Source organism: Pseudothauera lacus (genome assembly GCF_003034845.1).
GTDB classification, from domain to species: domain Bacteria; phylum Pseudomonadota; class Gammaproteobacteria; order Burkholderiales; family Rhodocyclaceae; genus Pseudothauera; species Pseudothauera lacus.
Genome location: NZ_PZKC01000005.1, coordinates 85,415 through 108,456 on the forward strand (window position 1 = coordinate 85,415; position 23,042 = coordinate 108,456).

Annotated in this window: 23 protein-coding genes; 7 read left to right on the top strand and 16 right to left on the bottom strand. The window is 70.3% G+C overall.

What is annotated here, in order from left to right:
- The first annotated feature begins 99 nt into the window (after window positions 1-99).
- Genes thiD through C8261_RS07535 form a run of 5 tightly spaced genes read left to right on the top strand, consistent with a single transcriptional unit; the run spans window position 100 to window position 4,836 of the window.
- On the top strand, window positions 100-963 hold the full coding sequence (thiD, locus tag C8261_RS07515; protein ID WP_181358879.1) for a bifunctional hydroxymethylpyrimidine kinase/phosphomethylpyrimidine kinase: 864 nt from the start codon (window positions 100-102) through the stop codon (window positions 961-963).
- Window positions 947-1,654 (top strand): thiamine phosphate synthase, encoded by a 708-nt coding sequence (gene thiE / locus C8261_RS07520; RefSeq protein WP_107493055.1) that lies wholly within the window; start codon window positions 947-949, stop codon window positions 1,652-1,654. Before thiD ends, thiE begins: the two co-directional genes overlap by 17 nt.
- Window positions 1,651-2,937 carry a glutamate-1-semialdehyde 2,1-aminomutase gene (hemL, locus tag C8261_RS07525; RefSeq protein ID WP_107493056.1) on the top strand — a complete coding sequence of 429 codons (1,287 nt, stop codon included), beginning with the start codon at window positions 1,651-1,653 and terminating at the stop codon, window positions 2,935-2,937. The genes thiE and hemL overlap by 4 nt, the downstream gene beginning before the upstream one ends.
- Window positions 2,934-4,103 carry a UbiH/UbiF family hydroxylase gene (locus tag C8261_RS07530; protein ID WP_107493057.1) on the top strand — a complete coding sequence of 390 codons (1,170 nt, stop codon included), beginning with the start codon at window positions 2,934-2,936 and terminating at the stop codon, window positions 4,101-4,103. The genes hemL and C8261_RS07530 overlap by 4 nt, the downstream gene beginning before the upstream one ends.
- Before the next feature lie 16 nt (window positions 4,104-4,119).
- A complete protein-coding gene (locus C8261_RS07535; protein WP_107493058.1) occupies window positions 4,120-4,836 on the top strand; it encodes a DsbC family protein in 717 nt (238 codons plus the stop codon).
- Window positions 4,837-4,848: 12 nt separating this feature from the next.
- Here the strand turns inward: C8261_RS07535 and mltA are convergent, their stop codons facing one another.
- Entirely contained in the window at window positions 4,849-6,123 is a 1,275-nt protein-coding gene (gene mltA / locus C8261_RS07540) for a murein transglycosylase A (RefSeq protein ID WP_235864866.1), read from the bottom strand.
- 190 nt (window positions 6,124-6,313) lie between these two features.
- On the opposite strand from mltA, the gene C8261_RS07545 reads away from it, so the two are divergent.
- Together C8261_RS07545 and C8261_RS07550 are read left to right on the top strand one after the other, a co-directional pair.
- Window positions 6,314-7,177: an ATP-binding protein gene (locus C8261_RS07545; protein WP_181358892.1), complete on the top strand. Its 864-nt coding sequence runs from the start codon at window positions 6,314-6,316 to the stop codon at window positions 7,175-7,177.
- 4 nt (window positions 7,178-7,181) lie between these two features.
- Complete coding sequence (locus C8261_RS07550) at window positions 7,182-8,165, top strand: Nudix family hydrolase (protein ID WP_107493060.1); 984 nt, start codon at window positions 7,182-7,184, stop codon at window positions 8,163-8,165.
- Here C8261_RS07550 and C8261_RS07555 read toward each other — a convergent pair.
- From C8261_RS07555 to C8261_RS07625, 15 genes are all read right to left on the bottom strand, one after another.
- Window positions 8,116-10,335, bottom strand: coding sequence for a lipopolysaccharide kinase InaA family protein (locus C8261_RS07555; RefSeq protein ID WP_107493061.1), 2,220 nt, complete (start codon window positions 10,333-10,335; stop codon window positions 8,116-8,118). The two genes, C8261_RS07550 and C8261_RS07555, sit on opposite strands and share 50 nt — an antisense overlap.
- Window positions 10,329-10,934, bottom strand: coding sequence for a BUD32 family EKC/KEOPS complex subunit (locus tag C8261_RS07560; protein WP_107493062.1), 606 nt, complete (start codon window positions 10,932-10,934; stop codon window positions 10,329-10,331). The genes C8261_RS07555 and C8261_RS07560 overlap by 7 nt, the downstream gene beginning before the upstream one ends.
- Before the next feature lie 49 nt (window positions 10,935-10,983).
- Entirely contained in the window at window positions 10,984-12,795 is a 1,812-nt protein-coding gene (gene msbA / locus C8261_RS07565) for a lipid A export permease/ATP-binding protein MsbA (RefSeq protein ID WP_107493063.1), read from the bottom strand.
- A gap of 50 nt (window positions 12,796-12,845) precedes the next feature.
- Window positions 12,846-14,273 (bottom strand): lipopolysaccharide kinase InaA family protein, encoded by a 1,428-nt coding sequence (locus tag C8261_RS07570; RefSeq protein ID WP_107493064.1) that lies wholly within the window; start codon window positions 14,271-14,273, stop codon window positions 12,846-12,848.
- Complete coding sequence (locus C8261_RS07575; protein WP_107493065.1) at window positions 14,270-15,007, bottom strand: lipopolysaccharide kinase InaA family protein; 738 nt, start codon at window positions 15,005-15,007, stop codon at window positions 14,270-14,272. The genes C8261_RS07570 and C8261_RS07575 overlap by 4 nt, the downstream gene beginning before the upstream one ends.
- Entirely contained in the window at window positions 15,004-15,819 is an 816-nt protein-coding gene (gene rfaP, locus C8261_RS07580) for a lipopolysaccharide core heptose(I) kinase RfaP (protein WP_107493066.1), read from the bottom strand. Before rfaP ends, C8261_RS07575 begins: the two co-directional genes overlap by 4 nt.
- Entirely contained in the window at window positions 15,816-16,940 is a 1,125-nt protein-coding gene (locus tag C8261_RS07585) for a glycosyltransferase family 4 protein (protein ID WP_107493067.1), read from the bottom strand. Before C8261_RS07585 ends, rfaP begins: the two co-directional genes overlap by 4 nt.
- Window positions 16,940-18,019 (bottom strand): lipopolysaccharide heptosyltransferase I, encoded by a 1,080-nt coding sequence (waaC, locus tag C8261_RS07590; protein ID WP_107493068.1) that lies wholly within the window; start codon window positions 18,017-18,019, stop codon window positions 16,940-16,942. The genes C8261_RS07585 and waaC overlap by 1 nt, the downstream gene beginning before the upstream one ends.
- Entirely contained in the window at window positions 18,020-19,075 is a 1,056-nt protein-coding gene (gene waaF / locus C8261_RS07595; protein WP_107493069.1) for a lipopolysaccharide heptosyltransferase II, read from the bottom strand.
- A gap of 2 nt (window positions 19,076-19,077) precedes the next feature.
- Entirely contained in the window at window positions 19,078-20,052 is a 975-nt protein-coding gene (rfaD, locus tag C8261_RS07600) for an ADP-glyceromanno-heptose 6-epimerase (protein ID WP_107493070.1), read from the bottom strand.
- Entirely contained in the window at window positions 20,049-21,017 is a 969-nt protein-coding gene (gene rfaE1, locus C8261_RS07605) for a D-glycero-beta-D-manno-heptose-7-phosphate kinase (protein ID WP_107493071.1), read from the bottom strand. The genes rfaD and rfaE1 overlap by 4 nt, the downstream gene beginning before the upstream one ends.
- A 79-nt stretch (window positions 21,018-21,096) precedes the next feature.
- Window positions 21,097-21,387 (bottom strand): type II toxin-antitoxin system RelE/ParE family toxin, encoded by a 291-nt coding sequence (locus tag C8261_RS07610; protein ID WP_107493072.1) that lies wholly within the window; start codon window positions 21,385-21,387, stop codon window positions 21,097-21,099.
- A gap of 9 nt (window positions 21,388-21,396) precedes the next feature.
- A complete protein-coding gene (locus tag C8261_RS07615; protein WP_107493073.1) occupies window positions 21,397-21,657 on the bottom strand; it encodes a CopG family ribbon-helix-helix protein in 261 nt (86 codons plus the stop codon).
- A 70-nt stretch (window positions 21,658-21,727) separates the two neighbouring features.
- On the bottom strand, window positions 21,728-22,279 hold the full coding sequence (gene cobC / locus C8261_RS07620; RefSeq protein WP_107493074.1) for an alpha-ribazole phosphatase family protein: 552 nt from the start codon (window positions 22,277-22,279) through the stop codon (window positions 21,728-21,730).
- Window positions 22,264-23,034, bottom strand: coding sequence for an adenosylcobinamide-GDP ribazoletransferase (locus C8261_RS07625; RefSeq protein WP_107493075.1), 771 nt, complete (start codon window positions 23,032-23,034; stop codon window positions 22,264-22,266). Before C8261_RS07625 ends, cobC begins: the two co-directional genes overlap by 16 nt.
- Window positions 23,035-23,042: the final 8 nt, after the last annotated feature.

Genomic DNA, 23,042 nt, shown 5'->3' on the forward strand with positions numbered 1-23,042 from the left:
TCGGGCGGCGTAGTGCGGTAATGGATTGGCTGTAAAATGCGCCAAATCTAAACCCATTTCGCCCGCTGCGCCAGTGTTGGCGCGGTTTGCGTCGCCATCATGCCGACCTCCCCGCCCGATTTCCCGCCCGTGGTCCTGTGTTTTGCTGCCGGCGATGCCACCGGCGGCGGCGGGCTGCAGTCGGACATTCTCACCCTCGGCAGCATGGGATGCCATCCGCTGGGGGTGATGACCGCGGTGAGCGTGCGCGACACCCGCGCCATCGAGGAGCTCGTCGCGCTCGATGCCGACGCCTTCATGCTGCAGGCTCGCGTGGTCCTCGAGGACATCCCGGTGCAGGCCTTCAAGCTGGGCATGTGCGGTAGCGTCGAGAACGTCGCTGCGGTGGCGGAGATACTCTCCGACTATCCCGATGTGCCGCTGGTGCTGGAGCCGGCGCTGGCTGGCGGCCCGGTCGACGAGGGCGAGGCCGAGGACATGGTGGCGGCGCTGGTCGAGTTGGTGTTGCCGCAGGTCAAGCTGCTGGTGGCCAGTGGCGACGAGCTGCTGCGCCTGGCTGCCGGCGACTGGGACGATGGGGACGATCCCGGCGGGGATGACGCCGAGTTTCCGCTTTCTGCGCAGGAGGCTGCGTCGCGGCTGCTGGCGTTGGGTACCGAGTATGTGCTGATCACCGGCGCCGGGCAGCCGGGGCCGCAGGTGGTCAACCAGTTGCTGGGCAGTGCAGGGGTGGTGCGCACCGATGCCTGGGAGCGTCTGCCCGGTCCTTTTCTCGGCGCCGGGGCGACGCTCTCCGCGGCGGCGGCGGCGGCTCTGGCACACGGCATGAGCGTGCCCGAGGCTGTGCGCGAGGCGCAGGAGTTCACCTGGCAGGCGCTGGCGGCGGCCTTCCGCCCGGGCATGGGGCCGGCCGTTCCGGACCGCTTCTTCTGGGCCCGTGCGCAGGATGACGATGCGCACTGAGCCGCGCTTGCGCGGTCTCTATCTGATTACTCCCGACGATGCCGACGACAGCCGGCTGCATGCTCGCGTGCGTGCCGCGCTGGCGGGCGGCGCGGCGCTCCTGCAGTACCGCAACAAGGCCCTCGCCGGTGCGCGGCAGCAAGCTCAGGCGGCGGCGGTGCTGGCGTTGTGCCGTGCTGCCGGGGTGCCGATGGTGGTCAACGACAGCGTCGAACTGGCCCACGCCATCGGCGCCGACGGCGTCCATCTTGGTCGTGACGACGGTGATGTGGCTGGCGCGCGCGAGCGCCTCGGCGCCGCGGCGATCATTGGCGTGTCGTGCTATGACGAGTGGTGGCGGGCGGAGGCCGGTGCACGCGCGGGGGCCGATTACGTCGCTTTCGGGGCGATGTTCGATTCGCCCACCAAGCCTGCCGCGGTACGCGCGCCGCTGGCCCTGCTGCAGCGTGCGCGCGACGAACTGGGCGTGGCGGTGGCGGCGATCGGCGGCATTACCGTCGCCAATGCCGCGACGCTGCTCGATGCGGGCGCCGATCTGCTGGCGGTGATCAGCGACGTCTTCGGCGCCGCCGATGCGAGCGCGCGCGCAGCGGCCTATGGAGTGCTCTTCTCCGCCGTGGCAGGTGTGGACCCCCGCACGCCGCGGGGCGACAATGACGGACTTTTACCGCAAGCAGAGCAGGAACCATGAACAGCCGAAACGAAGCCCTTTTCCAGCGCGCCCAGAAAACCATTCCGGGGGGTGTCAATTCGCCGGTACGGGCCTTCCGCTCGGTGGGCGGCACGCCGCGCTTCATCGCCCGTGCCGAGGGTGCGCGGGTGTGGGACGCCGACGGCAAGGCCTATATCGACTACGTCGGCTCGTGGGGGCCGGCGATCACCGGTCATGCGCACCCGGCCATCGTCGAGGCGGTGCGCGAGGCGGCGCTGAAGGGGCTGTCCTTCGGTGCGCCGACCGCATCCGAGGTCGACATGGCCGAACTGCTGTGCGAGCTGCTGCCGTCGATGGAGATGGTGCGTCTGGTCAGCTCCGGCACCGAGGCGACGATGAGCGCGATCCGCCTGGCGCGCGGCTTCACCGGGCGCGATGCGATCGTCAAGTTCGAGGGCTGCTACCACGGCCACGCCGACAGCCTGCTGGTGAAGGCTGGCTCCGGCCTGCTGACTTTCGGCAACCCGTCCTCCGGCGGCGTGCCGGCGGACTTCGCCAGGCACACCGTCGTGCTCGACTACAACGACCTCGACGGTGTCGAGCAGCGGTTCAAGGCGCGCGGCGACGAGATCGCCGCGATCATCGTCGAGCCGGTAGCCGGCAACATGAACCTGGTGAAACCCGCGCCCGGATTCCTCGAAGGGCTGCGCCGGCTGTGCACCGAGTACGGCGCGGTGCTGATCTTCGACGAGGTGATGACCGGTTTCCGCGTCGGCCCGCAGGGCGTGCAGGGCCTCTACGGCATCACCCCGGACCTCACCACGCTGGGCAAGGTGATCGGCGGCGGCATGCCGGTGGGCGCCTTCGGCGGGCGCCGCGACATCATGGAGAAGGTCGCGCCGCTGGGGCCGGTGTATCAGGCCGGCACCCTGTCGGGCAGTCCGGTGGCGGTGGCTGCCGGGCTGGCTTCGCTGCAGCTGACCCGCGCGCCCGGCTTCTACGAGCAACTGGCGGCCAGTACCCGTGCGCTCGTCGACGGTCTGGCGGATGCGGCACGCGAGGCCGGCATCACATTCAGCGCCGATGCGCTGGGTGGCATGTTCGGGGTGTATTTCAGCGCCGCGGTGCCGGCGTCGTTTGCCGACGTGATGGCTTCCGACCGTGAGCGTTTCAACCGCTTCTTCCATGCCATGCTCGACGCCGGGCATTACTTCGCGCCCTCGGCCTTCGAGGCCGGCTTCGTTTCCGCTGCGCATGGCGAGGCCGAGATCGCCGCTACCGTCGCGGCGGCGCGCAAGGTCTTTGACGGGTTCGCCGCATGAATGACAGTTTCGACCTCGTCATCGTCGGCGGCGGCCTGGCCGGCGCCAGCCTGGCAGTCGCGCTGCGCGCCAGCCGGCTGTCGGTGGCGGTTGTCGAGTCGCGTCCGCCGCAGCGCAGTGACGGCTGGGATGCGCGGGTGTATGCGGTCAGCCCGACCAACGTGGACTTCCTGCGCACGCTGGGAGTCTGGCAGCATCTGGACGCTGCGCGCATCTGCGCGGTGCACGACATGGCGGTGTTCGGCGACGGCGGCGGGCGCCTGGATTTCTCCGCCTACGACAGCGGGCTGGGCGAGCTGGCGTGGATTCTCGAAGCCGGGCTCATGCAGCGTGAGCTGTGGGAGTCGTTGAAGCGCCAGCACAACGTCACCCTGCTGTGTCCGGCGGTGCCGCAGGCGCTTTCCTGCGACGACGGCGGTGCCACCCTGACCCTGGAGGACGGGCGCAGGTTGCGCGCGCGCCTGGTGGTGGGCGCTGACGGCGCCAACTCCTGGGTGCGCCGCCAGGCGGGGATCGAGGCCCGGTTTACGCCCTATCAGGAGATGGGCGTGGTGGCCAATTTCCGCTGCGGGCAGGCGCACCGCAATACCGCCTTCCAGTGGTTTCGTGACGACGGCATCCTGGCCTGGTTGCCGCTGCCCGGCAATCTCGTCTCGATGGTGTGGTCCACCCCCGACGCGCATGCTCAGGAGCTGCTGGCGCTTGATGCGGCAGCCTTGTGCGAGCGCGTCGCCCAGGCTGGCGACCATGCCCTCGGCGCCTTCGAGCTGCTGACCCCGGCGCAAGGCTTTGCGCTGCGCCTGATGCGCGTGGCCCGCACGGTGGCGCCGCGCATGGCGCTCATTGGCGATGCCGCGCACGCCATTCATCCGCTCTCCGGTCATGGCATCAATCTCGGCTTTCAGGACGCCCGCGCACTTGCCGGCGTGCTGGGCGGGCTGCCACAGTGGCGCGATCCAGGGGAACTTGCCGTCCTCCGCGCCTATGCCCGCGAGCGTGCCGAAGAACCCCTGCTGATGCAGTACACCACCCACGCCCTGAACCGCCTCTTCAACACCCGCAACCCCCTGCTGGCAGCGGCGCGCAACACCGGACTGAACCTCACCAACGCCCTGCCTGTCGTACGCAATGCCCTGATCCGCTACGCGGTCAACGGGCGCTTCTGAACTCCGGAGATCCTTCATGCCCCGCAAGCTGTTCCGCCCTGCCATCATCGCCGCCGCCGTGCTCGGCGCCAGTGCCGCCCAGGCGTCCGAAGACGCCGTCAAGAGGGCCATGGAGGCCTTCATTGGCCAGCCGGTTGTCGAGTCGGTGAAACGCACCAGTTACGGCGGTCTCTACGAAGTGGTGCTCGACAACGGTGAGCTGATCTATACCGATGCGCGGGTGAGTTTCATCATCGACGGCCACGTCATCGATACCCGCAGCCGCCAGAACGTCACCCAGGCGCGTCTCAACGAGCTTGCCGCAATCGATTTCAGCATCCTCCCGCTCGATCAGGCGATCAAGCAGGTCCGCGGCGACGGCAAGCGCGTGCTGGTGACTTTCGAGGATCCCAACTGCGGATACTGCCGCCGCCTCGCCAAGGACCTGGTGCAGATGGACAACGTCACCATCTACACCTTCCTGTACCCCATCCTGAGTGCCGACTCCACCGAGAAGTCGCGCAACATCTGGTGCGCGGGCGACCGTGCGAAGGCCTGGAACGACTGGACCATCGACGGCAAGGCGCCGGCCGCGGCCAGTTGCGACAGCAGCGTGGTGGATCGCAACGTTGCGCTCGGGCAGAGCCTGCGCATCAGCGGCACACCAACGATGTTCCTTGCCGACGGCACCCGCATCGGCGGCTACCTGCCGCCCGCCCAGCTCGAAGCAGCCGTTTCAGGCGCCGCGCGCTGAGCGCGCGGCGGCTTACTGCACAGCCGGCGGCGCCATGCCGCGCGGCAGCAGTACCCACATGCTGCCCTGCTGACGCATGCGCCCGGCGCGTGCGCCGGCTTCAGGGCCGAAACCCCAGAAAAAGTCGGCGCGCACGGCGCCCTTGATGGCACCACCGGTATCCTGGGCCAGCATCAGGCGGCGCAGCGGACGGTCGGACAGCGGGTAGGTGGTGGCCAGGAACACCGGCGCACCGAGCGGCACGTAGCGGGGATCGATGGCGATGCTGCGCTCGTCGCTGAGCGGGACGCCGAGTGCGCCGATGGGGCCGCCGTCGGCCTGGGTCAGTTCGCGGAAGAAGACGTAGCTGGGGTTGGCGTTGAGCAGCTCCGAAAGGCGCTGCGGGTTGCGCCGCGCCCAGGCCTTGATGCCATCCATGGAGGCCTGTGACAGGGTGAGTTCGCCCTGCGAGACCAGCCAGCGTCCGATCGAAACGTAGGGGTGGCCGTTCTGGTCGGCGTAGCCGATGCGCACCCGGCTGCCGTCGGGCAGTTCGACGCGGCCGGAGCCCTGTACCTGCAGGAAGAACAGGTCGATGGGGTCCTCCGCCCACAGCAGCACCGGCGCGGGCAGGTCGCTGCCGCGCGCCTCGACCTCGCCGCGGGTCAGGTAGGGCACGACGCGATTGCCCTCGATGCGGCCGCGCAGGCGCATGTTGCGCAGCTCCGGGTAAACGTCGCCGAGGTCGATGGTGAGCATGTCCGCCGGCACCCCATGTACCGGCCAGCGGTGCCGCGGCGATGGGTTGCGGCTGCCGCGGATCAGCGGTTCGTAGTAGCCGGTGACCATGCCTTCGCGGCTGCCGTCGGCGTTGACCACCCGCCAGGGCTGGAAGCGGTCTTCGAAGAACTGCCGGGCAATCGCTGCCGAGGGCTGTTCGCCGAGGCTGGCGGCTGCTCCGCAGAGGGTGGCCCATTCCGTACGCCGGGCGAGCACGGTGCACGACTGGCGCAGTGCAGGCCAGGCGGCGGCATGGTTGTCGTCGCTCCAGCCCTCGATGTCCGCCCAGCTGGCCGCTTGCAGTGGCGCCGCGGGGGTCAGTGTGGCTGCCGGTGGCGCTGGCGGGGGTGCCGGGCACAGCGGGCAGGCCGGACAGGGCTGTGGCGCCGGGCAGGCCGGTGGGGGCGCGGGCGGCGGCGGCGTGCTGGCGCAGGCGCTGAGCAGCAGCAGCGCGGCGCCCAGCGCAGCGGCGGAGCCCAGGCGCATGGCGCTGGCGGAAAGGGTGGAGAGGGTGGGGGAGGCGGTCATCGAGCGAAGGCTTCGGGTTACACTCGGAGCGAGCCCCCCGAGTATACCGGCGTGGGCGCACGGCGATCAGGGACAGTGGCCTGGATGTGGGTGATATTTCTCGAACTCGGCGTAGCCCTGCTCCTCCTCGGCGTGCTGGCCTGGGCGCGGCGCACCCCGCCGCGTGACGACGATGGACACAAGCATGACGATGAATGAACTGAACCGCCTGCTGGCGCGCGCGGAGTGCGTGCTGGAACGCTTCGAGGCGACCCTGCCGGGCCTGCCCGCGGCCCCCGACTGGGGTGTCGCCACCGCCTTCCGCTGGCGTCGTCGCCACGGCCGGGCGTGGCTGCAGGCCGTGGCCCGGCCGCACGACATCCGCCTTGCCGATCTGCAGGACATAGACGAGCAGAAGCGCCGCATCGACGACAATACCCGGCAGTTTCTCGCCGGCCGGCGCGCCAACAACGTCCTTCTCACCGGTGCGCGCGGCACCGGCAAGTCCTCACTGGTGAAGGCGCTGCTCAGCGAGTACGGTGAGCGCGGGCTGCGCCTGATCGAAGTGGACAAGAGCGACCTGGTCGATCTGCCGGACATCGTCGAACTGCTCGACGGCCGTCCGGAGCGCTTCATCCTGTTCTGCGACGACCTCTCCTTCGAGGAGGGCGAGGCGGCCTACAAGGCGCTGAAGAGCGTGCTCGACGGCTCGGTGTCGGCGGTGCCCGACAACGTGCTGGTGTACGCCACCTCGAATCGTCGTCACCTGATGCCCGAGTACCACGACGAGAACCTCAAGGCCCGCCACGTGGATGGAGAGATCCACCCCGGCGAGGCCACCGAAGAGAAGATCTCGTTGTCCGAACGTTTCGGCCTCTGGGTGTCCTTCTACCCCTTCAGCCAGGACGAATACCTCGCCATCGTCGCCTACTGGCTGGGGCAATTCGGGCTCAAGCCGAAGGCCATCGAGCGTGCACGCCAGGAGGCCCTGCAATGGGCGCTGATGCGTGGTTCGCGCTCAGGACGGGTGGCCTGGCAGTTCGCCCGCGATTACGCCGGACGGCTCGGGGAGTAGGGCGATGAAAAAGATCGTCGATGTCGCCGCGGGGGTGATTACCCGCGCCGATGGCAGCTTCCTGCTTGGCCAGCGCGCCCCCGGCACCTTCTACCCGGGCTACTGGGAGTTTCCGGGCGGCAAGGTCGAGCCCGGCGAGACCCCGGCCGCAGCCCTGGTGCGTGAGCTCGACGAGGAACTCGGTATCCGCGCGCATACCCTCTACCCCTGGCTGATGCGCGAACACCACTATGAGCACGCCCATGTGCGCCTGCACTTCTTCGAGGTCGCGGCGTGGTCGGGAGAGGTCAACGATCACGTCCATAGCGCGCTCGCCTGGCAGTGTGCCGATGCGCTCGCCGTCGGCCCCATGCTGCCGGCCAACGGACCCATCCTGAAGGCCTTGTGTCTGCCGCGGCGGATGGGCATCACCCATGCCGGCGAGATTGGCGTCGAAGCCCAGCTCGCTGCCCTCGATGCCGCGCTGGCTGCCGGCCTGCGCCTCGTCCAGGTACGCGAACCGGTGCTCTCTGCGCCGGCCCGCGAGTCTTTTGCCGCTGCCGTGGTGCGTCGCGCCCACGCTGCCGGGGCGCTGGTGGTGGTCAATGGCGATGTGGCGCTGGCGCAGTGCTGCGGTGCCGATGGCGTGCATCTGCCGGCGCACCAGCTGACGGCGCTGACGCAGCGCCCCGCGCTACCCTGGGTGGGGGCTTCCTGCCACGGCCGCGACGAACTCCTGCGTGCCGCCGAACTCGGTCTCGACTATGCGCTGCTCGGCGCGGTACGCCCCACCCCCACTCATCCCGGGCGCAGCGGACTGGGCTGGGAGGGCTTCGCCCGGCTCGCCGCGGCGCTGCCCATGCCGGTGCTCGCGCTCGGCGGCCTCGGCGATGCCGACATGGCGGCGGCGCGCGCCGCCGGTGCCCATGGCATCGCCGGCATCCGCGGGATGTGGCAGCTCAGCGCTTCAGCGCCTTGTAGAACGCCGTCTTGCGCAGACGGCGCTTGAGCGCTGCCTTGAGGTCATAGAGCGCAAAGGCCATCCGGCGGCGGGCGGTGAAGCGCTGGCCGAGTTCGTCGAGGTAGAGCGCCATGAAGGCCTCGCGCCCGGGCGGGTGCAGTTTGTGGCAGGCGCGTGCGAGGTCGGCCATGCGCTGGCGCAGCGGCACGCCGCGTGGATAGAGGCGGATGCGTGCGGTGTCGATGAGCTGGAAAGCCAGTCCGCCGTCGGCCTGTGGGCAAACCAGGATGTTGCCGCCGGAGAGGTCGCGGAAGAAGATGCCGCGGCCGTGCATATGCAGCAGGAAAGCAGCCAGCGCGGCATAAGCCTGCCCGGCGGCGATGCCGGCGTGGGTGGATTCGCCACGGGCGTAGGCGGAGAACAGGGTGCCGATCGACAGCTGTCCGCCGACGTGGGCGCAGACGTACCAGTTGCGGGTCAGGTCGTCGCCGCTGCGCTGCTCGAACCATGCCACCGGTGCCGCGGTGCCCAGCCCGCGGCGCTCCAGTTCGCAGGCGCCGTTCCAGCTGCGGCGCGCCTTGGAGGGCTTGAGGCGGTCGAGGAGCTTCTTGTGGAGGTGGTGCTTGACCGGTTGCTTGACCACCAGCCGGCCACCGCTGTGGCATGGATCGGCGACCGTCCAGATGGCATTGCGGGCGTGGCGCAGGGTGGCCTCGCGCTGCGGCGCGCCGATGGCTTCGGGGTGCAGCGCGGTGATGAGGGCGTCGGCGGCGGCGCCGTCGGCGGCGCGCACCATGCCGTGCCAGTCGCCCGCGCGGTGGTAGTAGAGGTGGCCGGGGCCGTGGGCGTTGACGCTGACCCCGGGCAGGGGGGCGGCGCAGGCCGAGACGGCGGGGCGGAGGTCGCCTGTCCACAGCAGGTAGAGCGGTTTTTCGGTCACCGCCAGGGTGGCGAGACGGCTGACGGTCACTGGGCGGCCGCTGAGCGCAGTACCGTCGCGATCGAAGATCTGCGCGCCGGCGAGGTCGTTGGCGGCGTAGAGGTCGGGCAGTGCGGCGCAGCGCGCGTTTGGCGTCCACACCACATGAAGGCAGCGCCCGGGGGCACTGAAGGCGTGCACTTCGATGTCCGCGTTACGGCTCAGGCGGCCCTCGTAGCGGGTCCCGGGAATGAAGCGGTTGAAGGCGGCGAGGGCGTCGAAGGCCGGGCGCGGACGGTACTCGGGGCCGCTTACGCTGGCGTAGTGGGTGATCCGCTCCAGCTTCGGGTAGGGCTGGGGGCCGTCGTCGACGAGACCTTCGCGATGGCAGGCGAGCGGGCCCCAGCCGGCGTGCTCGAGGGCACCCGAGGCGGCGCAGAGGACGAAGTAGCGGGTCAGGTAGTCGGCCTGTTTCTGTTCGCTGTCGGGCAGGCGGCGTTCGATGCGCGGCAGGGTCCAGAATGCTGCGGGTGATACCAGCCGCGGCACTCCGGCCTGGGCGCCGATGCGCGCCAGCAGGCGTGCCTTCTTCACCAGGTTGAAGCGGATCAGTGGGGCGAGGCGCTCGCCGAGGATCTTGTGGTCCCAGCGTTCCGGGCGCAGGGCGCGTTCGGCGAAGAGGTTGTCGGTGTGGAGGTCGGGCAGTTGCCCGCGCTCGCGCAGCAAGGCGAGCAGGCCGACGTTATAGACCGGTTCGAAGTCGGTGATGCTGGGGCCGGCGAGGACCAGCCCGCGACGGCGCACCTCCTCGTGGGCGATGCCCCAGGCAGCAAGCAGGCCTTCCAGCGTGTAACCTGCCCAGCGCTTGCGGTTGACGGTGGAGGTGACCTCGATGTGGTCGGCCAGCTCGCCGAAGCGCTCGAGGGTGTCGGCGAGGAAGCTGCGCCAGCGCTCCGCGGCCATGGCGTCGGGCATCCGGCGCGCTTCCTCGAAGGGTTGCAAGAGGTGCAGGCTGACGCGGTAGCCGGCGCTGGCAAGCTTGCCGAGCAGGCGTGCGGGTGGGCCGTCGGCATCGCCATAGGTGAAGTCGAGGCGCACCCGGCGCACGCCCAGGCGGGCGAGATGGTCGAGCTGCCGGGCGTCGTGCGCGGGATCGGCAGCGGGGGCGACGCCGACGCTGGTAAAGGCCTCGGGGATATCGTGAGCGGCAGGGGGCAGATGGCCGTCGCGCAGCGCGAAGCCGCCGCGCAACAGGGCACGGGCTACTGCGAGGGCAAAGCGTGCAGCGGCGCTCAGCACCGTGTGGCCCCGCTGTCGGTGCCGAGGATGATGGACTCGTCGAGCCACTCGCGCTCGTCGTCGATGCCCTGCAGGCGGCGCAGGTTGCGGACGCGCCAGAAACGGCTCAGCGGGCGGCGGTGGACGCGGATGTCGGAAATGTCGATGAGACCGAGGGAGCCTGCGGGTGTCAGCACGACGTTGCCCAGATGCAGGGAGCGGAAGTAGATGCCGAGATCGTGGAGGCGGCGTACGAAGTGGTTGAAGGCGCTGCGCAGGCGCCCGCGCTCGTCGGCATCGAGGCCGTCACGGACGAGCTGGCGCAGGGTGGTGCCGGGAAGCGGGTGGTAATGCACCGCATCGCGGCCGATGGCGGGGATGCGGTATACACAGATCACCTGCGGGCAGGGAATGGCCCGCGCCTGCAAGGCGGCGGCGGCGTCGGCGAAGCGCTGCGCATAGGGCGACCATGCCGCCGAGGAGATCAGGCGCTTGCGGCGAAAGAGCTTGAGGAAGCTGCCGTCGGTCAGACGCAGCACCTTGTCGCCGTAGCCGTCGCGCTCCAGCACGGTGGCACCCGCACGCAGGGCGAGGTAATGCTGTTCGTCAATCAGTTCCAAGGTGTCGCTGCGCCGCGTTCAAAGCGCAACATTGTACTTGAAGCCTTGGTCAGGGGTTTGGCGTGGGGCTGTCTTCGCGGAACTGCATGGCGTGCAGGCGGGCGTAATGGCCGCCGGCGGCGAGCAGTTCGGCGTGGGTGCCGCGTTCGACGATGCGCCCGTGGTCCATGACCATGATCAGGTCGGCCTTCTCGATGGTGGACAGGCGGTGGGCGATGACCAGGGTGGTGCGCCCTTCCATCACATGATCCAGTGCGGCCTGGATGTGGCGTTCGGACTCGGTGTCGAGCGCCGAGGTGGCTTCGTCGAGGATCAGCACCGGGGCGTCCTTGAGGATGGCGCGGGCGATCGCCAGGCGCTGGCGCTGGCCACCGGAGAGCAGCACGCCGTTCTCGCCCACCAGGGTGTCGAAGCCCTGCGGCAGGCGGTCGATGAACTCGCTCGCGTAGGCGGCTTCGGCCGCGCGTTCGATGTCGGCACGTGGTGCGCCGGCGAGGTCGCCATAGGCGATGTTGTTGGCAATGGTGTCGTTGAACAGGGTGACCTGCTGGGTGACCAGGGCGATGTGGCGGCGCAGGTTGCGCAGGGTGTAGTCCTCGACGTCCACGCCGTCGACGAGGATCTGCCCTTCGTCGTGATGGTAGAAGCGCGGGATCAGGCTGGCGAGAGTGGACTTGCCGCTGCCCGAGCGGCCGACCACGGCGACCATCTGCCCGGGAGCGATGCTGAAGTCGAGCCCGTCGAGCACCGCCTTGTCGCTGCCGGGATAGGCGAAGCGCAGCCCGCGCACCTCGATGCGCCCGTCCACACGGGGCCTTTCGACGGTGCCGCGGTCGGTTTCCGGGGTTTCGTCGAGTTGGGCGAAGATGCTCTCGGCGCCGGCGAGACCCTTCTGGATGTTGGCGCTGACTTCGGAGAGCTGGCGAATGGGTTTGGGTAACAGCCCTGCGGCGGTGATGTAGGCCACCAGGTCGCCGGCGGACGCATCGCCGCGCAGCAGCAGGACGAGGAACAGCAAGGTGGCCATCGCCGTGTAGGTCACCAGCTGCAGCGAGGGGGTGAAGGTGGCGCCGGTCTTCACCATGCGCAACTGCTTGCGCATGTTGTCCGCGCTGGCCTCGCGGAAGCGCGCCGATTCGTAGTCTTCGCCGCCGAAGCTGCGCACCACGCGGTAGCCCTGGATGGTCTCTGCGGCAACGTGGGTGAGATCGCCCATGGCGACCTGGATCTTGCGGCTCTGCTTGCGGAACTTGCGGTTGGCGCTGCCCACCATGACGCCGATCACCGGCAGGATGGCGAGCATCACCAGGGTCAGCTTCCAGTTCATCCACAACAGGAAGGCGAGCAGGAAGATCACCGTCAGCCCCTCGCGCACGACGGTCTTGATGGCGTCGGTGGCGGCGCTGGTGACCATGGTGACGTTGTAGGTGATGCGCGAGATCAGGTGGCCGGAGCTGTGCTGGTCGAAGTAGCGGTTGGGGAGGTGGAGCAGGCTGTCGAAGAGTGCGCGGCGCAGGTCATGAACCAGCCCCAGGGAGACGCGCGAAAGGTAGTAGTTGCCAAGGAAGGAGCCGAGGCCCTGCCAGGCAGCGATCACTACCAGCATCACCGGCACGCCATAAATCAGCTGCACGCCGTCGAGGAGTGGGATGTCGCGCAGCACGGCGTCCGCGGGATCGGCGAGGCCGTCCACGAAGTACTTCATGATCCCCGCCAGCATCGGCTGTGCGGAGGCGAAGATCATGTAGCCGAGCAGGCTGATGGCGAAATGGCCGATGTAGGGACGGACGTAGCCGAGCAGGCGCAGGTAGATGCGCAGCGAATTGGGCAGAGTGTCGGGTGCCTGGGGGGCGGCTTGCATCGGCGGGGAAGTCTGGTAAGTCGACGGCGGATGTTACCACGTGGCCTGTTTCAGGCCGGCGGCAGGTTTGCCTCCAGCCATCGCCACAGCGCGCTGCCGGCCGGCCAGTTGCGCAGCAGGCGGGCGCGGTCCCTGGCCCAGGCGCGGGCGTGGCTGGCCGCGCTGTCGTGCTGCTGCATGGCGTCGAGGTCGATGACCACCACCTCGCCGTCGTGCCACAGCAGATTGGTGGCCTTGAGGTCGCCGTGGCTGATGCGCGCACGGTGCAGCGCGGCGAACAGTTCGCGCAGCGCGCGGGCTTCCGCCGGAGGGGGTTCGCGCTGCGGGTCGAGATGGGTGAGCAGGTCGACACCGGGGCAGTGTTCGGTGACCAGCCAGGCGCGTCCGCGCAGCGGACCGAGGCGCGCTTCCAGCAGCGCCAGCGGCACCGGCGTGGCAATGCCGAGAAAGCGCAGACGGTGCCCTTCGCGCCAGGACTGCCAGGCGCGGGTGTGGCGCCAGCAGCGCGACAGGGCGTGGCCCAGATGTTTGAGGTTGTAGCGCTTGACGACCCGCGCGCGGCCGGCGATCTCGACCTGCGCCACGGTGCAGGTGCGTCCGTCCTTGAGCAGGCGGCCGCCGGCGATGGCCGCATCCGGATCGGCGAGCAGGGGGGCGAGGGCGTCGGCTTGGTCGCGCAGCACCGCGCTGAAACGGGTGGCGCTGCGGCGCACCTGGAACAGCGTGCACTCGCGCCCGCTCTTGGCGAGGAAGTCGGCGAGGCGGGCGGCGCGCTGGCGCTCGATCTCGTGCAGCAGTTGCGGCAGCGCGACGGCCGGGCCGTCGCCTGCGGCGAGGTAGGTGTGCAGGCAGCGCGCCGCCTGTTCATCCCATTGCGGGGTGAACTGCGCCAGCAGCAGGGCCAGGTTGGCGGTGGCGGCGGCGCCGGAGAGCGGCGCGCCGGGGGCTTGCGGGCGCTCCACCGCGTCGCCGTCGATCATCCACAACTGCCCGTCGCTGGCGAGGAAGTTGCCCAGGTGCAGGTCACTCTGCACCAGCCCGGCGGCGTGTGCGCGGCGCAGCAGGGCCAGCGCGGGGGCGAGCAGGGCGAGGCGGGCGTCGTCGGCCGGGCTGCGTTGCCACAGCGCGGAGAGGGGGTCGGCAGCGGCCAGAAAGGCGGTGAGCACGGCGTGGCCCTCGCCGGCCAGCGGGGCGGCGGTCAGCACGGCGGGGGTGGGCAGCGCGGCATCCTGCAGGGCGGCGAGGCCGTCCACCTCGCGCTGCCAGTGGCGCGCGCTGCCGGGGGCGATGAAAAGCTTGATCAGGGCGGCTTCGCCCTCCAGCGTGCCGGCGCCGACGATGCGCTTGCCGGGGAGCACGCGCAGCAGGCGCTCGATCTGCACGAGGCGGTCGTCAGCCAGTCGTATCCGGAAGGGCGTGGCCGGCGCGCGTCCGGCGGCGCGCAGGGCGGCGGTGTCGAGCAGCGGCGCGGCACTCATTCGCGCCCCGCGAAGAAACGCAGGATGTGGCGGATGCGGCGCTTGTCGGCGGCGTCCAGGTGCGGCTGCTGCGCGTAGTCGAGGTAGAAGCGCAGACGCTGGGTGCGCGAAAGCTGGTACTTGGCCACCTTGTCGAGGCAGGCCAGGTCCTTGACGATGCGGTAGCGCAGGAAGGGGCCGGACCAGTACTCGCCGCTCGGGCAGTCGATCAGGTAGAGGCGGGCGTCGGCATCGACCAGCAGGTTGCGCCACTTGAGGTCGTTGTGGGCGAAGCGCTGGGCGTGCATGCGGCGCGCCGCGTCGGCCACCTGTGCGGACACCGTGGCCACCCAGCGGCGGTCGCGCAAGCGGGCGTCCTGGCTGCGGGCGAGATGGCCGAGGTCGGCGGTGCCGCGCAGTTCCGCGGTGATCAGCGCGCCGCGCGCGAAGGCGCCGCAACGGCGCTCCAGGCCGTAACCGACCACCTGCGCGGTGGGAATGCCCCAGGCCTGGAAGGCGAGCAGGTTCTCCCATTCGGCCTGCACGCGCGGGCGGCCGAACCACAGGCGCAGCGGATTCTTGCCGGCGCCGTGGTAGCGCTTGACGTAGTAACGCAGGCCATCGACCTCGACGCGGATGACCTCGCTCAGCGGATCGCGGGCGATGCGTTCGCCGGCCAGCGCGAACACCGCGTCGAGCGAGGCAAAGGCCTGCGCCGCGGACGGCGGGCAGGCGGCGGTGAGGGTCCAGCTCATGCGCCGGCCCCGCCGAACTTGCGCTCGAAACGCGCCGACAGGCGTTCGCCTTCCTGCCGCAGCCAGGCCAGCAGTTTGGCCTCGCGCACCAGCGTGGCGCGCAGCGGGCCGGGGAAGTAGCTGCGCAGGAAGCGCAGCCAGTCGCGCCGGGTGAGGCCGATGCGCAGCGCGGAAAAGTACAGCCCGGCCAGGTCCTTGTCGCGCCAGCGCCGCGGCGTGCGGGCGCGCACCTGGGCGCGGTGCAGGTCGATCAGCGACAGGCGCAGGCGCTCGGGGGCGGGCGGCGGGTCGAGGTGGAGCAGGAAGTGGCAGAGGTAGAAGTCGCGGTGGTTCACCCCGCCTTCGTGCATGCGGCGCGCCATCTCGGCGACGCGGGTGAGCAGCGCGCGCTTGAGCGCCACCGTCGGCGGCTGCGTGGGCCAGTCGCGGCAGTAGTCTTCCAGGCTGATCGTCGGCGCGAGTTCCTCGGTGACGATGAAGGAGTGGCGGCGCGCCGGGTTGGCGCCGCGCGCGCCGTAGGCCACCGCGCGCATGGTGCCCACGCCCAGCGCTTCCAGGCGGGCGATGGCGCGCCATTCGTTGGCCGCGCCCAGCACCGGAGCACGCAGCGAGCCCAGATTCTTGAGGATCTCGCCCCAGCCCACGCCGCGATGGATCTTGACGAAATAGCCGCGGCCCTCGACCTCAGTGCGCAGCGTACGGCGGCCTTCCAGTTCGCGGAAGAGTTCGCCCTGCAGGGCTTCGACCGCGACGAAGGGGTCGCGCCCGGCCCACAGACGGTCGAAGGGCGGGGCGAGGTAGAGCTCGCTCACGCGCCGCGCCCCTTGAGGATCACGTCGGCGGCGCGCTCGGGCAGGCTGTAGAGGTCGGCGCTGTCGGCGAAGGCCAGGCCGTTGGCGCTCCAGCGCCGGCGCGCAGCGCCGTCGGCGAGCATCTGCGCAAGCAGGCGGTCCAGGGCGGCCTGCTCGAAGGGGTTGGGCACCACCGCGCCGGCGTCCGCATCGCTGATGTAATGGGCGTAGCCGCAGACCGCGGTGGTCAGCACCGGCAGGCCGGCGACCAGCGCCTCCAGCAGCACGGTGCCGGTGTTTTCGTTGTAGGCCGGATGGATCAGCAGGTCGGCGCCGAGCAGGAAGCGCGGGATGTCGCTGCGCCCCTTGAGGATCTGCACCCGCTCGCCGAGGCCGAGTGCGGCGGTCTGCATGCGGAAGGGCTTGGGGTCGTCCTGGCCGATGGCGATCAGCCGGGTGCGGCGCGCGAGTTCCGGCGGCAGCGCGGCCAGCGCGCGCAGGCTGCGGTCCAGGCCCTTGGTCTTGAAGCCGGAGCCGATCTGCACCAGCAGCAGGTCGTCGTCATGCAGGCCGAACTCGCGGCGGAAGGCCGCGCGGATCTCGGCGGCGTCGGGCGGCGCGCGGCGGTCGGCGGCGATGCCTGGCGGCAGCAGGTGGAAGCGCCGTGCGGGGGTGCCGTAGTGCTTGACGAAGAGGGGTTGCTGCACGGTGGAGATCATCAGGATCTCGGTGTGCGCCTCGGGTGCGAACACCGCGCGCTCGTATGCGGCAAAGTGGCGGTAGCGCCCGCTGAGGCGGTAGAGCGGGTTGCGCAGGGTCTGCGCCTTGTCCTCGTAGCACGGGTCGGCGGCGTAATACACGTCCAGGCCGGGCATCTTGTTGAAACCGATCACCCGGTCGGCCGGGCGACGGGCGAGGTCGTCCTGCATCCAGGCGGTGAACTTGCGGTAGCGCCCGGGGTTGGTCATGGCGCTCACCGGCACCTTGACCAGCTCGAAGCCGGGCGGCACCTCGCCCTGCCATTCGAGCACGTAGACGCGGACGTCGTGGCCGCGCGCCTGGCAGGCCAGGGCGATGCGCAGGAAGTCGCGTTGCAGGCCGCCGAAGGGGAAGTACTTGTAAAGGCAGAAGGCAAGCTGCATCAGGCGTGGGCCTCGTCGAGCAGGGTTTGCAGGCGCTGCCAGACCTGTGCGGCGTCCACGCGGGTGAAGCACAGTGGCCAGTCGCGTTCCAGGTCGAAGCGCTCGCGCTCGGCGGCGCTGGGCTGGTAGGCGCAGGTCTTGGCGAGGCAGGGCGCGCAGGCAAAGTCGCTGGCCAGGTGGACCTGGCGCGCGCCCCAGGCCCCGGTGAAGCCGGGGTTGGTGGGGCCGAACAGCGAGATCGTCGGCACGTCCAGCGCGGCGGCGAGGTGGCCGAGGCCGGTGTCCACCGCCACGCAGGCGCGTGCGCCGGCCAGTTGGGCGGCGATGCCGGCCAGATTGAGGCGCGGCAGCACGGTGACCTCGGCCAGGCCGGCCGCCAGACGCTCGGCGCGGGCGCGCTCGGCCTCGTTGCCCCAGGGCAGGCGTACCGGCCAGCCGGCGGCAATGGCGGTTTCGATCAGGCGTCGCCAGTAGGCCTCGGGCCAGTGCTTGGTGGTCCAGGTCGTGCCGTGCAGGAACAGCAGGTAGGGGCGCGGATCGGCGCCAGCGACCTGATCCGGCGCGCCGGCCAGTACGCGGCTGCGTTCCAGACCGTAGCTGCCGGGGTCGGTGGGAATGGGGTAACCGAGCGCGCGGGCGAACAGTTCGCGGGTGCGTTCCACCGCGTGGCGTCCGCCCGGCACGTGGTGGCAATGGGTGTAGAAGCGCGCCGCCAGCGGTTCGCGTGCCGAGGCGCGGTCCAGACCGTGCACCGGGGTGGCGGCATAGCGGGTCAGCAGGGCGCTCTTCAGCAGGCCCTGGGCGTCAATGGTGAGGTCGTGGCGGGTCGCCAGCAGCTCGCGGGTGAAGCGCCGCCATTCGCCGCTGGTCCACGCGCGGAACGGCGCCTTGCGCCAGCGCCGGATGGCCACCGGGATGACGCGGTCCACCGCCGGATGCCAGGCCGGGATCTCGGTGACGGCTTCTTCCACCACCCAGTCGAAGCGGATGCCGGGCAGCGCCCGCGCGGCGTCGGTGAGCGCCGGCAAGGTGTGGATGATGTCGCCCAGGGAGGAGGTCTTGACCAGCAGCACCCGCATTCAGCGCGTCCTTGTCACCAGCGGCTGCGCCACCACGCCGAGCTGGGCGAGCGCGCCCATGACGCTGGCCGGGGTGATCTCGTGCAGGCAGCGGGTGTGGCCGAGCGGACAGCTGCGCTCGAAGCAGGGCGAACACTCCAGGCGCAGGTAGCGGATGGCGACGCGCTCGGCCAGTGGCGGGGTGTGGTCCGGCGTGGACGAGCCGTAGATCGCCACCAGCGGGCGGTCGAGCGCGGCGGCGACGTGCATCAGCCCGGAGTCGTTGGTCACCGCGGCCTGCGCCATGGCGAGCAGATCCACCGCGTCGCCCAGCTGGGTGCGCCCGCACAGGTTGATGACCCACTCTTCCATGCCGGCGGCGATGATGTCGCCGAACTCGCGGTCCTTGGCCGAGCCCAGCACCCAGACCTGGAAACCCTGCTGGGCGAGGTCTTCGGCGAGGGCGGCGAAGTGCGCAAGCGGCCACTGCTTGGCGGGGCCGTATTCGGCGCCGGGCATGAAGGCCACCGCGGGGCGCTCGGCGGCGAGGCCGAGTTCGGCGCGCAGGCGTTCCTGGTTGGCCACGTCCGGGGCCAGCTTGGGGCGCGGGAAGGGCTCGGGCAGCGGCGCGCCGGCCACCCGGCCGAGCGCCACGAAGCGTTGCACGGTCATCGGCAGCGCGGCCTTGTCGAGCGGGCGGATGTCGTTGAGCAGGCCGTAGCGCATCTCGCCGCGGAAACCGGTGCGGCGCGGGATGCCGGCGAAGAAGGGCACCAGCGCGGACTTCAGCGAACCCGGCAGGACGATGGCCTGCTGGTAGCCTTCCGAGGCCAGTTCCTTGCCCAGCGCGCGGCGTTTGCCGAGGCCGAACTCGCCGTGCCCCAGCGGCATGACGACGCCGCGGCGCACCTCGGGCATGCGCTCCAGGATGGGCAGCGACCAGCCCGGGGCGAGCACGTCGATCTCGCATGGCGTGCCGGCCTTGAGGGTCTTGAACAGGCTCTGCGCCATCACCATGTCACCGACCCAGGACGGGCCGACCACCAGGATGCGGCGCGGCGCCTTGTCTGCCGCCATGGTCACAGCCCGCGCTCGGCCAGCCAGTCGAGGTAGCGCGGCACGCCTTCTTCCACGCTGAGGAAGGGGCGGTCGTAGCCGGCGGCGCGCAGCGCGCTCATGTCGGCTTCGGTGAAGCTCTGGTAGCGCCCCTTGAGGTGGTCGGGGAAGGCGATGTAGTCGATGCCGCCGCGCTCCTTTGTTTCGCTGCCCTGTGCGCGGAACCACTTGATGGCCGCGTGCGCCACGTCGTTGAAGCTCTGCGCGCGGCCGGTGCCGACGTTGAAGATGCCCGAGACCTGCGGGTTGTCGAGCAGCCACAGGTTCACCGCCACCACGTCGTCCACATGGATGAAGTCGCGCCGCTGCTCGCCCGGGCCGTAGCCGTCGGAGCCTTCGAACAGGCGCACCCGGCCGGCGTCGCGCAGCTGGCCGTTGAAGTGCCAGGCCACGCTGGCCATGCTGCCCTTGTGCTGTTCGCGCGGGCCGTAGACGTTGAAGTAGCGCAGCCCGGCGACCTGGACCGGCAACTTGCCCAGCTGCGGGCGCAGGTGGCAGTCGAAGAGGAACTTGGAGTAGGCGTACATGTTGAGCGGGTGCTCGTGCTCGCGCGCTTCGCGGAACACCGGGCCCATGCCATACACCGAGGCGGAGGAGGCGTAGATAAGCCGCACGTCCTGCGCCACGCACCAGGCCAGCAGGGCCTTGGTGTATTCGTAGTTCACGCTCATGACGAAGCGGCCGTCCCACTCGGTGGTGGAGGAGCAGGCGCCTTCGTGGAACACCGCCTCGACCTTGCCGAAGGATTCGCCGGCCTTGATGCGGGCGAGGAAGTCGTCCTTGTCCAGGTAGTCGGCGATGTCGGCGTCCGACAGGTTCAGGCACTTGCGCCCGTCGGAGAGGTCGTCCACCACCAGGATGTCGCGGATGCCGCGCGCGTTGAGCGCCTGAACGATGTTGCTGCCGATGAAGCCGGCGCCGCCGGTGACGATGATCATGCCTGTTCTCCGTTCGATTCGATGGCGCGCGCCGCCGCGCGCAGTTCTTCCATGCTCACCGTGGCGGTGCCCAGCTTGCCCACCACCACCCCGGCGGCGAGGTTGGCCAGCGCAGTGGCGTCGGCCAGCGACAGGCCGCAGGCCAGGCCGGCGCCCAGCACCGCGACCACGGTGTCGCCCGCGCCGGTGACGTCGAACACGTCGCGCGCGCGGGTGGGCAGGTCGAGCGGCGGCTGATTGCGCTGCAGCAGCGTCATGCCGCGCTCGGAGCGGGTCACCAGCAGCGCTTCCAGGTCCAGCGCTTCGCGCAGCGCCTCGCCGCGCTCGCGCAGGAGGGCCTCGGAGGCGCAGTGGCCGACCACCGCCTCGAACTCGCTCATGTTCGGAGTGATCACCGTGGCGCCGCAGTAGCGGCCGAAATCCGTGCCTTTCGGGTCGACCACTACCGCCACGTCCTGTTCGCGCGCCACCCGGATCAGGCTGCCGACCTGGGCCAGCGTGCCCTTGCCGTAGTCCGAGAGCACCACCGCGCCGCCACCCGGCAGTGCGGCCTCGAAAGCCTGCTCGATGCCGGCCGATTCGAGCACCGCAAAGTTGTCCTCGAAATCCAGGCGGATCAGCTGCTGGTGGCGGCTGATGATGCGCAGCTTGGTGATGGTGGGGTGCTGCGGCGCTTCCAGCAGGCGGCAGGCGACGCCGCCGGCTTCCAGCTTCTCGCGCAGCAGGCGGCCGGCCTCGTCGCGCCCGACCAGGCCGACCAGTTCGGCGCGCCCGCCCAGCGAGGCGGCGTTGAGCGCCACGTTGCCGGCGCCGCCGGCACGGAATTCGTCGTTCTCGACCTTCACCACCGGCACCGGGGCCTCGGGCGAGATGCGGTTGGTGGAGCCGTGCCAGTAGCGGTCCAGCATCACGTCGCCGACCACGACGACGCGGCCGGTGGAAAAATCGGGCAGGGGAGGCAGCATGAGGCGTGCGGCAGCCTGTGGATGGAAAGTCGGTAATTATCCCATGAAGGCGGGCCGGCGCATCGGTCAGCGTTTGTGCTCAGATGCCGCCAGGCAGGTTTTCGCGCTGATGCCAGAGGCGAAGGATGTGAAGCGTGTCGTCATGCAGCAGGTAGCGGATGACGTGATGGGGGGTGATCAGGTCGCGCAACACGTCCGGGGCAGGGGCCTGTTCGACCGGGCGGCCAAGGCGGGGATGGGCTGCCAGTGCTTCGATCCGGCGCACCAGATCGGTGGCTGCGCGGGCCGCCGCTTGCGGGTCGTGTTGGGCGATGAAGGCGCGCAGGCGCTGGAGATCCTGAATCGCCTCGCGGGTATAGCGGATGCGCATGGAGCCCGGTCAGGGGGCAGGCTTTTCGTTCGTGCAGCCCCAGCTGCGCAGCCAGGCGTGGATCTCTTCGCCCGCCACCGTTTGCCCGCTGCGCACGGATTCGAGCGCCGGCAGGGTGTCCAGCCAGCGGGCCTGGGCTTCCGTTTCGCGAACGATGAAGTCCTCAACCGCCTTGTTGATCAGCCAGTTGCGGCTGCGTTGCAGGCGGGAGGAGAGCTCGTCCAGAGGGGCTTCGAGCTCTTCCTTCAGGCGGATGCTGGTCACGGACATGGCGAAGGCTCTGTCTGGCTACGTTGTAATACAGTGTAGCTCGGTCACGGTGGGATTCAAGCGCTTGCGCCTACCGGTTGAACCACTTCAGCACTGCGCCCCAGCTTTCCACGTCCAGCCGGGTGACCTGGCCGCAGGCGAAGTCCAGTCCCAGCCAGCGCTCGGCCGGCAGGCCGAGGAGATGGCCGGCGATGACGCGCAGCGGGCCACCGTGGGCGACCACCACCACGGGCTGCGGCGGGGCGGCGGCGAGGAGGGCGTCGAGCCAGTGCAGCACGCGGGCGCTCATCTCGCGCGCGGATTCGCCGCCGGGGGCGCGGAAGCCCAGCGGGTCGCGCGACCATCCGTCGAGCGCGCTGCCCAGGCTGTCGAAGGGCTGGCCTTCCCAGTCGCCGAAGTGGATTTCCTTCAGCCGCTCGTCGAGTTGCGCGGCGCCCAGTTCGTCTGCCAGCAGGCGGGCGCGCATCAGCGGGCTGGCGTGCAGCGCGTAGTCGGCAGGCAGCAAGGGGCGCAGGCGTTCGGCGACTGCGGCGGCGGGTTCGGCCAGGCCGATGTCGCGCTGGCCGTAGCACACGCCGGGTGGAATGTCCGGTTTGGGGTGGCGGATCAGGTGTAGTTCCATGCTGCGAGAATTCCGAGATAGCAGGCGAGCTCGGTGCCCTGCTGGGCGGCGCCGAGCAGGTCGCCGGTATAGCCGCCGAGGCGGCGCAGGAAGATGCGTGCTGTCCACACGGTGAGCGCGGCTACGGCGAGCAGTGCGCCGAGTGCCTCGAGCGGCGCCAGCAGCGCGAGCGGGGCGAGACCGAACAGCGCGGCGGCGGCCAGTTCGCCCGGGCGCAGGGCGCGCGCCAGGGGTTTCGATTTCGAGCTTTCGTCCTCGCGCACATAGGGCAGCCAGTGGATCAGGCTGGTTGAGGCCAGGCGCGACAGCGGATGCGCGGCGAGCAGCGCGGCGGCCACAGCGAGCTGGCCGTGCGCGGCCAGCTCCACCAGCGCGGCGGCCTTGGCGAGCAGCATCAGCACCATGCCCACGGTACCGTAGCTGCCGATGCGCGAGTCCTTCATGATGGTGAGCACCTGCGCCTTGTCCCAGCCGCCACCGAGGCCGTCGCAGGTATCCGCCCAGCCGTCCTCGTGGAAGGCGCCGGTGAGCCGGATGGTGACCGCCATCGACAGGATCACCGCCAGCGACACCGGCAGCACCAGCGCCAATGCCAGGAAGGCGCCCGCACCCACCCCGCCCACCACCCAGCCGACCAGCGGGAAGTAGCGCGCCGCGTGGTTGAGGCGCTCTGGTGACCACGGCACCCAGGCGGGCACCGGGATGCGGGTGAAAAAGCCGAGGGCGGTGAGGAACAGTTCGAGCTGGTAGCGCATGGCCGCCG